We start from the raw sequence: 11,914 nt of genomic DNA, 5'->3' as shown, positions 1-11,914 counted from the left end.
GAGTCAGAATTCAGGAGTCAGAATTCAGGAGTCAGAATTCAGGAGTCAGAATTCAGGAGTCAGAATTCAGGAGTCAGGAGTCAGAATTCAGTATGAATTGAAGTCCGAGTGCAGATGAATATGTGGGTTTAAGTCTTCCACTAATTTATTCTGAATTCAGAATTCTGAATTCTGTATTCTTCTTTAACTCTTACGTAAATCAGTTATTGCTGATTGCGTTATTTGCTTAATTGCTTCTAAATCAAGTGGTGGTATTTCACTTTCCATAGCCAACCACAAAAGGTATTCGATATTCCCAGCCGGGCCAACGATCGGCGACCAAGTTAAGCCTTTGTATTTCCATCCTAATTCGTAGGCTGCTTGCAGTACTTGGAAAATGGCATCAGCTTGGTCGTTTGGATCTCGCACAACACCTTTTTTACCCACACGGGATCTGCCGACTTCAAATTGTGGCTTGACTAACAACACAGCTTCTCGATTAGCTTGAGTTAGTTGCCACAAAGCAGGCAGAATCTTAGTTAAAGAAATAAACGATACATCAACCACCGCCAAATCAGGAATTGGGTCGTTTTCGCCATATAACTCATCTGGTCGTAGTTGGCGTAAATTGGTGCGTTCCCGCAAAATCACCCGTGAATCATTTCGCAACCGCCAGTCAACTTGTCCGTAACCGACATCAATGCCGTAAACTTGTTTGGCTCCAGCTTGCAACAGACAATCAGTAAAACCACCAGTAGAAATCCCACCATCTAAACAAATGCGCTCTACTACGGGGATGGCAAATACTGACAAAGCTTTGGAGAGTTTTTCACCGCCTCTAGAAACAAAAGGCGATCGCTCCTTAATATTTATTTGAGCCTCAATATCAACTTCTGTACCAGGCTTATCAACTAGCTGCTGATTAACAGTAACTTCCCCCGCCTGAATTAACCTCTGTGCTAAAGCGCGAGAAGAACATAAATTAAGTTCTACTAATAGTGTATCGAGTCTCTGTTTAGCCAATTAAGTAGATCCTGGTAAAATTAAAATCAAAGCACGATTAATAATTTCTTCTTGGTTAATAACTTTTTCTAATTCTTGGGCTTCATAACGTCCCTCTTCTACTTCAAGCGTTGCCTCATCAATGGCATTAAGATAGGCTTCTGCTAATATTTCTAACAATTCTTCTGTTGTGAGATAATAGCCTCCAGCTTTGCGACGCTTATTTTCTCGTTGAATTTCCCGAACCGAATTCCGAATTGAGACTTCCCAAGAGCGAGTCGTGCGGTTTTCAGCTTGTTGTTTAATCAGATGCAACAATAAAATCACTGCATAGCTACGAATCGTTTTGAAGATGTCATTTCGGCTTATTTCCTCTAATTCTTCCACTATAAGCAATGCTCCCTGAACATCGCCCTTAACAAGCAAGCCCTTTAGAGTTAATAATTCTTCCATAATTAGCGCCTCAAACCTCGGCAACTTCTATTGTGGCTTATGGTGATTCTAATTCACTCCGGTAAATGTTTGCATACCAAAGCTTTCCTGTTTGGCGTTAAAAAACAGTACAAGCCCTGTACGCTGGAAATTTTACCCTATCTAGTGCGACAGTTAAGCTAATGCGCGTCTACATTGCATATTTTTCGTTAAGACAGCCATTTGTCATTAGTTCTTCACAAAAGACAACTGGCTAATGACAAAGGACAAACTTCACGAATAAATAAGCAATTAACATGCGTAATAGCCTAGCAATAATTGCAGTTTGCTCCAGAAGCTTAATATGACAAAGGCATTCCCAAGCATAGCAAGGCGCTTGAAAAGTATAGGAATCAAGTTGTTGAACATGGGAACCTTCCTAATAACCCGTTTTATCGAAAACTGGAAACGCTACTTCTTGGGTGACACTGTTGATATTCGCCCCTCCCACTCACCCTCCTTGGATGTCCGCCCTTCCTTAGCGGGCCCAGTCCTGAGTTTGGGTGGGGGTGGCCCCGATGTCGATGATGCTATCCAGTGGATGATTAACCAAGTTAGGGGAGGTAGCAACTCCGATACCAAGGTTAATGTTGTAGTTCTCCGCACCAATGGTAATCACGATTACAATCGGCTAATTTATGCCATGAAGGGTGTAAACTTTGTGGAAACTCTTCTAATTCGCAGTAGAGAAGAAGCAAACAAAGCCGAGACTTTTGAAAAAATCAAAAAAGCTGATGTAGTTTTCTTTGCTGGCGGCGATCAATGTCAATATATCCGCAACTGGAAAGATACTAAGGTGGAAGCTGCTGTTAAGTCAGTTTACCTGAAGGGAGGCGGTGTTGGTGGCACTAGTGCGGGTGCGATGATCCAAAGTGATTGTGTTTATGATGCTTGTGCTTCTTCTGAAAAAGGTATTGAAACTAGAGACGCGCTAGAAGATCCGTATCGGGATATCACCTTTACTTACAACTTTTTCAATTGGAGTAATTTAAAAGGAACTATCGTAGATACACACTTCGACAGGCGGCAAAGAATGGGTCGAATTATGGCTTTTATTGCCCGTCAAATTAAGGACGGTGTATCTAGCAGTGTTTTAGGCATCGCCGTTAGTGAAAGCACATCGGTTGTTGTGGATAAAAACGGCTTGGTAAAAGTTATGGGTAGAGGTGCGGCATACTTTGTACTTGGCAATCATACGCCAGAAGTATGCGAACCCCGAACGCCTTTGACCTTTTCTAATTACAAAATTTGGAGAGTTCGCAGTGGCGATACTTTTAACTTAAAAAACAGACCAACTTCTGGGTATTATCTCAGGAGTGTTAAAAGGGGACGGATTGATTCAAATCCATATTAAATGGGGAATTGGGAATGGGGAATGGGAATAGAGAGTTAAAACTTAAAAGTTGAGCTTCTAAGGCTCAACGTTCACCTTCAAAAGCTCAACGTTCACCCTCAGAAGCTCAACGTTCACCCTCAGAAGCTCAACGTCCACCTTCAGAAGCTCAACGTTCACCCTCAGAAGCTCAACGTTCACCTTCAGAAGCTCAACGTTCACCCTCAAAAGCTCAACGTTCACCCTCAGAAGCTCAACGTTCACCTTCTGAAGCTCAACGTTCACCTTCTGAAGCTCAACTTCTAAGTTTTAACTCGCCCTCCTTCTTACCCAATTCCCAATTCCCAATGCCCAATCCCTTACCAAGGAACTACACCATTTTCATCAAAAAACCCGCCGCTAGAACCATCATCAGGTAGTGTGGCAAGTCTCACTGCTGCGATCGCTCCTTGCTCAACAGTGCGATACCCTTGATATTGATTAATGTCTGTTGCTGTGAAACCAGGGTCAGCCGCATTGATTTTAATCGGGGTATCTTTAAGTTCAGCAGCCAACAGAACTGTAATCGCATTCACTGCTGTCTTTGATGAGTTATATGCAAGAAACTTAAAATCAACGAACTCATAATTTGGGTCAGAGTTTAAAGTCAGAGAACCTAAACCACTTGATAAATTAACTATTCGCCCTGCTGTTGACTTCTTTAAGAGTGACAATAGGGCTTTTGTAACTGCAAATACTCCAAATACATTGGTTTCATAAGTGTGTCGCAGTGTATCAATATCAACTTGACTAGGTGGAAGGCGATCGCCATCACTAACTATCCCGGCGTTGTTCACAAGAATATCAAGTTTTCCAAATTCGCTCTCGATTTGTTGAACCGCAGAGTCGATTGTTTTTTGGTCGGTGACATCAAGTTGAACTGATCGGGCATCGATCTCATCTAAACGAAGTTTATCCGCCGCTTCTTCACCACGTTTGATATCTCTTGCACCAACAATAACAGTAGCCCCTCTAGAACCTAGTTGGCGTGCAATCTCATATCCAATACCTTTATTTGCACCTGTGATTAGCGCAACTTTGCCTCTTAAATCTTCTGACATATTACTTCTCTATTTTGATAAACAGTGATACCAATTTACAAAAGTCCTGATACATGTAGATTTATCGTAGGGGCATGGCAAAGACAAGCCCCTATTTGTCTTGTTAATTGAGATAGTAGCTGGATTTACACCGTGCTGTACTAATGTATAAGTAGTATGTATCAAGACAACCTTTAGGATTTAGCAATCCTACATAAGTAGTGATTTGGTGTTGTGTTTTCTCCAGTAGTCATTCACACTTCAGATAGCGGTTGACAAAATATTTGCAACCTAAACTAACAATTGACTCAAAAGTTCTTGGAGAAAGTAAACATGCAAACCAAACAACTTGGTAATTCGGAACTTCACATTACCCCAATCGGCTTTGGTGCTTGGGCCATTGGTGGAGGTGGCTGGGCTTTTGGTTGGGGAGCGCAGGACGATCAAGAATCTATTGAAGCAATCAATCGCGCTCTCGATCTCGGCGTTAATTGGATTGACACCGCAGCTATCTATGGTTTGGGACATTCGGAGGAAGTTGTTGCTAAGGCGCTCAAAGGTCGATCTAATCGCCCCTACATTTTCACTAAATGCTCAATGATTTGGGATGAAAAGGGCGAAATTGGTCGCAGTCTGAAGGCGGATTCTGTGCGGCGGGAGGTTGAAGCTAGTCTGCGCCGACTCGACATTGAAACCATTGATCTCTATCAAATCCACTGGCCTAATCCAGAATCAGAAATTGAAGAAGGCTGGACAACTCTCTCCAAGCTTAAAGATGAAGGGAAGGTTCGCTATATTGGGGTTTCAAACTTCAATCTTGAACAGTTGAAACGTATCCAGGAGATTGCACCAGTTACCTCATTGCAACCGCCTTATTCACTGGTTAAGCCTGATGTCGAAAAGGAAATTCTGCCTTTTTGTCAGGAAAATAACATTGGTGTAATTGTCTATTCACCAATGCAATCTGGCTTGCTTACAGGAAAGATGACATCTGAGCGGGTTGCTAATTTACCAGATGATGATTGGCGCAAACAAAGTAATGAATTTCAGGAGCCACGTCTATCTCGTAACCTGAAGCTAGTTGAGGTGTTGCAGCAAATTGGTAAGCAACACGATCGCTCCGCCGGTGAAGTTGCGATCGCTTGGACTTTGAACAATCCGGCGGTGACGGCTGCGATCGTTGGCGCACGCAATCCTAAGCAGGTGGAAGGAATCATCGCTGCTGGAGAATTTCGCCTCAATCAGCAGGAACTAGAGCAGATTGGGGCTTTCTTGAGTGAGAATCCATAAAAGAGGTTTTGCGTAAACTTTCAATGGTAGCGATCGCATGTTTCGCTACAATATCAATTTCCTCTTGGGTATTAAACCGTCCAATCCCAAACCGCACTGAGGCATAAGCTAGCTGTTGGGGGTTTCCCAGTGCTGTCAGAACATGGGAGGGTGCAGTACTTGCTGATGAGCAAGCAGAACCAGAAGAAATCGCCATTACTGGCTGCAATCCTAGCAAAAGTGCGGCTCCATCCACTCCCTCAACGCTGATATTCAAGTTTCCCGCCAATCGGTGTTGAGGGTGTCCGTTAAGATGAATTCCTTCAAGTTGGGAAAGCTGTAACCACAAACTTTGTCTTAACTGGGTGAGGCGTTGGTTTTCTGTTGCTTGTTCAGCCAAAGCGATTTCTACAGCTTTCCCAAAGCCGACAATTTGCGGTGTATACAATGTCCCAGAACGCATCCCTCGTTCATGTCCGCCGCCGTGCTGCTGGGGAGCTAATTGTACTCTGCGATCGCGCCTGCGGACATATAACGCCCCAATGCCTTTTGGCCCAAATACTTTGTGTGCTGTTAGCGACATCAGATCAATTTTCATCGCTTGCACATCCAGGGGAATTTTACCAATAGCTTGGGCTGCGTCGGTGTGGAAAATGATGTTGTAAGCATGGCATAGTTCCCCAATTTCTGCTAATGGCTGCAACACACCAATTTCATTATTTGCAGCCATCACCGATACCAAAATTGTCTCAGGACGGAAAGCTTTTTGTAACTCAGTTAAATCAATTAATCCATCTTTTTTAACTGGGAGAATAGTAATTTCAAAACCGAGAGTTTTTAAATAATTACAAGGATCAATAACTGCATTGTGTTCAGTGGCGACAGTAATAATATGCTGACCTTTTTTAAAATAAGCTTCAGCAACACCTTTAATAGCTAAATTATTCGCTTCTGTTGCACCACTTGTAAAAACAATTTCTTCGGGAGTAGCGTTAATTGCTGCTGCTAAAATCTCTCGCGTTTGTTTGACAGCAGCTTCTCCTTCCCACCCATAAACATGACCAATACTTGCTGCGTTGCCAAACTTTTCTGTGAAGTAGGGGATCATTGCTGCTAATACTTGTTCATCTACGGGTGTAGTAGCGTGGCAATCAAGGTATATCGGACGAATGGACATAATTATTAACTCAAAATTTTACTCAAATTTTTTAATCCGCTTAGAACCTGATACAGTTCATTTTCTCGTTTCAAAAGTGTAAATTGGTCAGACATAGCATACTTTAGCTGATTTTGTTTGGCAAGCTTCAGGAAAATAAAATCGCTACCATTTGTTACTAATCCAAAAGTAGGTTTGTCTTCACTAGGATTACCCAACATATAAGTGAGTGCTTGGGGTATGGCTTCTAAAATAGAAAAGCTAGACCTTTTAGATTCAATTACCAACAACCATAATTTTTCTTGAATAACTAAAATATCGATTCTACCTCTAATAACTTCTTCTTCATCCTCCGCAGAAATTTCTATTGATTCCTCACCTCTTATATAAAAAGGCTCATCATAAAATCCAGCTAAATTTAGTAAAGGAGATAAAACTACTAGTTTTACTGTTTCTTCTGATAAAGGAGGACGCTTGGCTAAACGGAGAAAATGAAGTTTTACTCTGTCTAAATCTTGCTTTTCTAAATCTGTAATTTCTGGTAAATGCTCAAACCATTCCCTAAAGAACGCCTCTTCTTGGGCTAACTGTAGACCAAATCTTTCTTCCAGATAAGCAAGCCCAATATTTTGTACTTGGATAAATTGAGCCATAATTTATTTCATTGCTTGTGCTTATCGATTTATTTAGCTCGGTTGTAACTATACTTACATTAAATTGTGTTTGCATAACTCACTTGGGACTTTACGTAGCTGCTAATTCCTGCAATTTAGTTAAAACTGCTTGTGCATGACCTTTGGCTTTTACGTTCGGCCAAGCATAGGCAATCATTTTATCAGGTGAGATGAGAAAAGTTGACCGAGCAACACCCATATATTCTTTGCCCATAAATTTTTTTAAGCGCCAAGCGCCGTAGGCTTCTGTCAAAATATGTTCTGGGTCACTCAAGAGGGTGATTGACAAGTTATGTTTGCTGATAAATTTGCAATGGGACTTACCCAAATCTGGACTCACGCCTAAGATTTTCGCTCCCACTGCGCTAAAGTCTTGATACAACTCGGTGAAATCTTTCGCTTCGGTGGTACAACCGGGTGTATCATCTTTGGGGTAGAAGTAGAGGACAACCCACTGACTGCTGAGGTCGTCGAGAGTGACTGCATTACCATTTTGGTCAGGTGTGGAGAAATCTGGCGCTGATTGTCCAACTTGGGGAATGTTGCTCATGATGGAAGTGTGAGAGATTGGAATCGCTTTAGAATTGTACATAGATTAAGCGATCGCACGTAACCACTGATTACGAATAGTATTAGTTTTGGTTGAACAATAGTAAAACCCAAATAATTAGATGGCTAACCTACATACACATTTATATTTGCTTATGAAAAAAGTTCTCTCATAAGGTTGAGAGCGATCGCTTCTATTTATCCGCAATAATAATGACTTAGCCTACAAATGTTTTTGTTTATTTATTCTCAGCCTTCAAAGTTCAAATGTCTAAAGATATGCAACGCGAATTTACCAACCGCGATCAGTTGGTAGCCTACCTCCGCGAACAATTCCCAAGTGTAGCAGAACGCGATGAACACATCAGCCAAACTCTGGGAGGACGCAAAGCAGCACAAGAAGCGCTACAAAAAGTTGATGCAGTACAGTACGCGCAAACACGTAATTTTTTCACAGGTGCAGTCACGCGACTTTCGCCTTACATTCGTTATGGTGTTTTGAGTTTGCGAGAAATTCGAGATTATGTCCTTGAACGGGTACAGCAACAAAATGATGCTACGAAATTAATTAACGAGTTAGGCTGGCGCGACTATTGGCAACGGTTGTATGTGAAGTTAGGGGATGGAATTTGGAAAGACCAGGAAGAGTATAAAACTGGTTACACTGTAGCTGAATATGCACCCGAATTGCCGCAAGATATCAGACAAGGAACCACAGGTATGGTTTGTATAGACAGCTTTAGCCATGATTTAAAAGAAACTGGCTATTTACATAACCACGCCCGGATGTGGCTAGCTGCTTACATTGTCCATTGGCGGCAGATTCGTTGGCAAGCAGGAGCCAAGTGGTTTCTCGAACACCTTTTAGATGGAGATCCGGCTAGCAATAATATGTCCTGGCAGTGGGTTGCTAGTACGTTTAGTCAGAAACCCTATTTTTTCAATCGTGAGAACTTAGAACGCTACACTAAAGGCATTTATTGTCAAAAATGTCCCCTTTACGGTCATTGTGATTTTGAAGGCAGCTATGAAGAATTAGAACAGCGACTTTTTCCCAAAGGGGAATTTAGCAAACAAGCTAATAGCCAAAGTTGGCAGCGTGATAAAAAAGGGAAGGGGAGTAGGGGGAGTGGGGGAGGACAAGGGAGACAAGGGAGAGAATAATAACAAATGACAAATGACAAATGACAAATAACAAATGACAAATGACAAATGACAAAACCAATTGTTTGGATACATGGAGATTGCCTCAGCCCATACAACCCTGTACTACAAAAATATCCCGATGCGCCAGCTATCTGGGTTTGGGATGAGGCTTTAATAGAGGAATGGCAACTAAGTCTCAAACGCCTCACGTTTATTTACGAATGCTTGCTAGAGTTACCCGTTGTTATCCGTCGTGGCGATGTGGCACAAGAAATTTTAGCTTTTGCGAAAGAACATGATGCAAATTTAGTTGTCACAGCCGAAAGTCCCAGTCCCCGATTTGATGATATCTGCAATCAGATGGAGCGTTCTATAGGAGTGGAAGTGCTAGAGGTGGAACCATTTTTTGATTATGATGGCTATATTGACTTGAAGCGGTTTTCGCGCTACTGGAAAGTGGCTCAAAATTATGTTTTTGAGTAGGGGAATTGTAAAATTGTTATAGTTTGCGTAGGCGTAGCCCGCCGCAGGCATTGCTAAAGGCTCAGATTCTCCACTTATATTAAAAGTTGGGGATTTTTGGCACATCCTACAAGAAATATTGGGATATTTTATACTTGAAATTCCTCCCAATGACATAGCTTTTTTAACCCACACCAAACCCCGTGTATTGCCTTACTAATGGTTCATGAAATGCCAAAATAATATCTTCCTTTGGAATTCCTAACTTTACTAAGTCATTGGCAATACCAATCTCAGTACCGTCGTTTTGTATCCAAATCTTCCCATCTTTGATATCAAGATGCAAAACACACCCATATTGTCGTCGTCGACTCTTCCAGCCTACGTATACTAATTGATAGCGATCGTTAATAGGATCAAAAATAATTTGTTTTTCTATTTCACTCTTTGATGAACCTCGACTAGCGTATTCTGCCAGTAATTGTTGAATATAAGCTCGATATTGTTCTAATTTTTCCATTCTACAATCCCCTCATTCACAGGATCGTAAACGATTAGCTTTAGTTGAGAGCGTTGAATAACAATTTGAATAAATTGCAATGCAAAGAAGCTGCTATAAGTTCCTAAAGGAACAGCTAAGTATAAAACTCGTTCTGGTTCTTAAATCTCTAGTGCTGTATGAAATTCGTAAATATTTGATTCACCAAGAAAACTTTTAATCTCAACCGCTATTTTTTCTCCGGCTCTCTCAGCTGCTAATATCGGTTCTGCACCCAAATCAATGTACATTCAACCCCACCGACTTCAATTTCTAGAGGATCATCTGTAATCAACCAACCTTCTTTTTCTAGTCCTTTTCTAACAGCATCATGAAAAATATCTTTTGCAGCCATTTAAATATAACTTTCTTAAATATGTAGATGAATCAAGTGCAGCTGACCGCAGGGGATTACAAATTGGTATTGCTTTTAAATATAGCACTGGATATAAAAAGTCAAAGCCCTTGCAATTGATTGACTTTCCGCAATCCGTTAAAAATATGAAGCATTAAATTTTCTGACTACCTTCTCGTGCTAAATTATTAAAGCTTGGAGTTGGGAAACTCCGGTGAAATTCCGGGACTGTGCCGCAGCTGTGATGGGATCGCCCAAGTCAGAATGCCAACTCTCAAGATGTCAAAGAAGACACACTCACCGTCTACTCCCTGCGTTGCACGGGGAAGGAGTTACAAGTTTGCTTTCTGGAGTTGCCACTTGTCCTGGCTTATTTTACGCTACACCCGCCGCAGATGGTATATTATCTCGCATTAGAATACCAGGTGGAATTATTAGTAGTCAGCAATGCCGTGCGATCGCAGATATAGCAGATCAGCATGGCGGCGGCTATGTGGATGTGACTAATCGAGCTAACTTACAAGTCCGCGAAATCCGCACGGGGATCGATGCTGAGGTTCTGAAGCATCTACAAAATATAGGATTAGGTTCTCACAATTCTGTTGTAGACCACATCCGCAATATTATGACCAGCCCAACTGCTGGTATTGACCCGCAAGAATTAATTGACACTCGCCCTTTTGTCCAAGATTGGGATAATTATATTGCTGCACATCCGGCGCTTTCGGGACTGTCGGCAAAATTTAGCGTTTGCTTTGATGGTGGTGGGATAATTCGGGTGTGCGATCGCCTAAATGATATCCTATTTGCTGCTGTCTTAGTTGATGGTGATGTTTATTTCCGCCTCCATCTCAGTGTCGGCGCAAAGGGCCAACCACCTAGTGATACGGGAATTTTGTTACCACCAGAGCAATGTTTACCCCTCTTGGCAGCTTTGGCAGAGGTCTATCTAGCTCATACTAAGACTACAAATAAGCGTCGGCTACGTCTCTTAGAGTTATTGAATACTTTGGGTTGTGAAAATTATCTCCAAGAAGTTCAACAGCGTTTACCTTTCCCTCTTTTGTACGGTGAAGCGGGAAAATACCTAACCCCTCAACCCCTAAAGGAATTCTCTGCTATTCCTCAAGGAGAGGGCAAGTATCAGCATATTGGTATCCATCCCCAACCTCAGCAAGGTTTATTTTACATTGGTATCGTCTTGCCTTTGGGACGATTGGAAAGTAGACAGATAAAGGGTTTGGCAGATTTAGCCGCAAAATATGGTAGCGGTAGTCTTCGGTTAACCCCCTGGCAAAATTTGCTCTTAACTGATATTCCTCTGCAATGGCTTGGTGATATCCAAAGTGAAATTGCTTTTTTAGGATTAGATTCTTCTGCAACTAACATAAAAAGTGCATTAGTTGCCTGTTCTGGAAACAGGGGTTGTGCCTCTTCTGCTACGGACACTAAAAGTCATGCGTTGGCATTAGCGGAGTATCTTGAAACTCGCGTTACTCTCGATTGCCCTATTAATATCCACTTCACTGGCTGCGAAAAATCCTGCGCCCAGCACAGCAAGAGTGATATTACTCTGCTTGGTGTCAGCCTCAATACTGACAGTGGAGCTGTGGAAGGCTATCACGTTTATGTTGGTGACAGCAAGCAGAAATTTGGACGGCAAATATATCAATATGTGACTTTTGCTGAACTACCTGCATTAATAGAGCGGATGCTAGATATATATAAAATTCAACGTCTAAATTCTGATGAGTCCTTTGGGGAATTTGCTAATCGATATGCAGTGCCCCAATTACAGCACTTATTTAATATTATTCCTGAACAATAAGATTCCCAACTTTTTATAAAAGTCAGCAATCTGAGCCTTTCGATTTTCATTGCTCAATCCAAAATTAAAAATC

General features: G+C 41.7%; 13 protein-coding genes, 1 pseudogene and 1 riboswitch. Of the genes and pseudogenes, 5 read left to right on the top strand and 9 right to left on the bottom strand.

Annotated elements, in window-relative coordinates; translation table 11 throughout:
- Positions 1 to 183 precede the first annotated feature (183 nt).
- Both RMZ41_RS30865 and RMZ41_RS30860 read right to left on the bottom strand, forming a co-directional pair.
- Positions 184 to 1,002 carry a TlyA family RNA methyltransferase gene (locus RMZ41_RS30865; RefSeq protein ID WP_322640814.1) on the bottom strand — a complete coding sequence of 273 codons (819 nt, stop codon included), beginning with the start codon at positions 1,000 to 1,002 and terminating at the stop codon, positions 184 to 186.
- On the bottom strand, positions 1,003 to 1,434 hold the full coding sequence (locus RMZ41_RS30860; RefSeq protein ID WP_322640813.1) for a DUF29 family protein: 432 nt from the start codon (positions 1,432 to 1,434) through the stop codon (positions 1,003 to 1,005).
- Between the two features lie 322 nt (positions 1,435 to 1,756).
- On the opposite strand from RMZ41_RS30860, the gene RMZ41_RS30855 reads away from it, so the two are divergent.
- Entirely contained in the window at positions 1,757 to 2,806 is a 1,050-nt protein-coding gene (locus tag RMZ41_RS30855) for a cyanophycinase (RefSeq protein WP_322640812.1), read from the top strand.
- A gap of 57 nt (positions 2,807 to 2,863) precedes the next feature.
- Here RMZ41_RS30855 and RMZ41_RS30850 read toward each other — a convergent pair whose 3' ends face one another.
- Both RMZ41_RS30850 and RMZ41_RS30845 read right to left on the bottom strand, forming a co-directional pair.
- Entirely contained in the window at positions 2,864 to 3,070 is a 207-nt protein-coding gene (locus RMZ41_RS30850; protein WP_322734461.1) for a hypothetical protein, read from the bottom strand.
- 74 nt (positions 3,071 to 3,144) lie between these two features.
- Positions 3,145 to 3,885, bottom strand: coding sequence for an SDR family oxidoreductase (locus RMZ41_RS30845; RefSeq protein ID WP_322640810.1), 741 nt, complete (start codon positions 3,883 to 3,885; stop codon positions 3,145 to 3,147).
- Positions 3,886 to 4,197: 312 nt separating this feature from the next.
- On the opposite strand from RMZ41_RS30845, the gene RMZ41_RS30840 reads away from it, so the two are divergent.
- Entirely contained in the window at positions 4,198 to 5,154 is a 957-nt protein-coding gene (locus RMZ41_RS30840) for an aldo/keto reductase (RefSeq protein WP_322640809.1), read from the top strand.
- On the opposite strand, the gene RMZ41_RS30835 is transcribed toward RMZ41_RS30840, so the two are convergent.
- From RMZ41_RS30835 to bcp, 3 genes are all read right to left on the bottom strand, one after another.
- Positions 5,102 to 6,310 carry an IscS subfamily cysteine desulfurase gene (locus tag RMZ41_RS30835; RefSeq protein ID WP_322640808.1) on the bottom strand — a complete coding sequence of 403 codons (1,209 nt, stop codon included), beginning with the start codon at positions 6,308 to 6,310 and terminating at the stop codon, positions 5,102 to 5,104. The genes RMZ41_RS30840 and RMZ41_RS30835 overlap by 53 nt on opposite strands.
- A 5-nt stretch (positions 6,311 to 6,315) precedes the next feature.
- Positions 6,316 to 6,942: a type I restriction endonuclease gene (locus tag RMZ41_RS30830; RefSeq protein ID WP_322640807.1), complete on the bottom strand. Its 627-nt coding sequence runs from the start codon at positions 6,940 to 6,942 to the stop codon at positions 6,316 to 6,318.
- A gap of 91 nt (positions 6,943 to 7,033) precedes the next feature.
- Entirely contained in the window at positions 7,034 to 7,513 is a 480-nt protein-coding gene (gene bcp / locus RMZ41_RS30825; protein WP_322640815.1) for a thioredoxin-dependent thiol peroxidase, read from the bottom strand.
- 266 nt (positions 7,514 to 7,779) lie between these two features.
- On the opposite strand from bcp, the gene RMZ41_RS30820 reads away from it, so the two are divergent.
- The gene (locus RMZ41_RS30820; RefSeq protein WP_322640806.1) at positions 7,780 to 8,676 is read left to right on the top strand and encodes an FAD-binding domain-containing protein; all 897 of its coding nucleotides are present in this window, start codon (positions 7,780 to 7,782) and stop codon (positions 8,674 to 8,676) included.
- 48 nt (positions 8,677 to 8,724) lie between these two features.
- On the top strand, positions 8,725 to 9,141 hold the full coding sequence (locus RMZ41_RS30815; RefSeq protein WP_322640805.1) for a hypothetical protein: 417 nt from the start codon (positions 8,725 to 8,727) through the stop codon (positions 9,139 to 9,141).
- Positions 9,142 to 9,304: 163 nt separating this feature from the next.
- Here the strand turns inward: RMZ41_RS30815 and RMZ41_RS30810 are convergent, their stop codons facing one another.
- The gene (locus RMZ41_RS30810; RefSeq protein ID WP_322640804.1) at positions 9,305 to 9,640 is read right to left on the bottom strand and encodes a XisI protein; all 336 of its coding nucleotides are present in this window, start codon (positions 9,638 to 9,640) and stop codon (positions 9,305 to 9,307) included.
- A pseudogene (locus RMZ41_RS30805) lies at positions 9,628 to 10,013 on the bottom strand (XisH family protein). Before RMZ41_RS30805 ends, RMZ41_RS30810 begins: the two are co-directional and overlap by 13 nt.
- A 158-nt stretch (positions 10,014 to 10,171) precedes the next feature.
- A riboswitch (cobalamin riboswitch) is annotated at positions 10,172 to 10,304 on the top strand.
- Positions 10,305 to 10,353: 49 nt separating this feature from the next.
- On the opposite strand from RMZ41_RS30805, the gene cobG reads away from it, so the two are divergent.
- Complete coding sequence (gene cobG / locus RMZ41_RS30800; RefSeq protein WP_322640803.1) at positions 10,354 to 11,841, top strand: precorrin-3B synthase; 1,488 nt, start codon at positions 10,354 to 10,356, stop codon at positions 11,839 to 11,841.
- Positions 11,842 to 11,914: the final 73 nt, after the last annotated feature.

It is taken from the genome of Nostoc sp. DedVER02 (assembly GCF_034530675.2).
GTDB lineage: Bacteria > Cyanobacteriota > Cyanobacteriia > Cyanobacteriales > Nostocaceae > Nostoc.
Note: the sequence above shows the minus strand (reverse complement) of the source record. Positions and strands in the feature narration are given on the sequence as shown.

Coding starts and splice junctions, on each gene's coding strand:
- RMZ41_RS30860 (WP_322640813.1), bottom strand. CDS start 1,434: ATGGAAGAATTATTAACTCTAAAGGGCTTGCTTGTTAAGGGCGATGTT.
- RMZ41_RS30855 (WP_322640812.1), top strand. CDS start 1,757: ATGACAAAGGCATTCCCAAGCATAGCAAGGCGCTTGAAAAGTATAGGA.
- RMZ41_RS30845 (WP_322640810.1), bottom strand. CDS start 3,885: ATGTCAGAAGATTTAAGAGGCAAAGTTGCGCTAATCACAGGTGCAAAT.
- RMZ41_RS30840 (WP_322640809.1), top strand. CDS start 4,198: ATGCAAACCAAACAACTTGGTAATTCGGAACTTCACATTACCCCAATC.
- RMZ41_RS30835 (WP_322640808.1), bottom strand. CDS start 6,310: ATGTCCATTCGTCCGATATACCTTGATTGCCACGCTACTACACCCGTA.
- RMZ41_RS30830 (WP_322640807.1), bottom strand. CDS start 6,942: ATGGCTCAATTTATCCAAGTACAAAATATTGGGCTTGCTTATCTGGAA.
- bcp (WP_322640815.1), bottom strand. CDS start 7,513: ATGAGCAACATTCCCCAAGTTGGACAATCAGCGCCAGATTTCTCCACA.
- RMZ41_RS30820 (WP_322640806.1), top strand. CDS start 7,780: ATGTCTAAAGATATGCAACGCGAATTTACCAACCGCGATCAGTTGGTA.
- RMZ41_RS30815 (WP_322640805.1), top strand. CDS start 8,725: ATGACAAAACCAATTGTTTGGATACATGGAGATTGCCTCAGCCCATAC.
- RMZ41_RS30810 (WP_322640804.1), bottom strand. CDS start 9,640: ATGGAAAAATTAGAACAATATCGAGCTTATATTCAACAATTACTGGCA.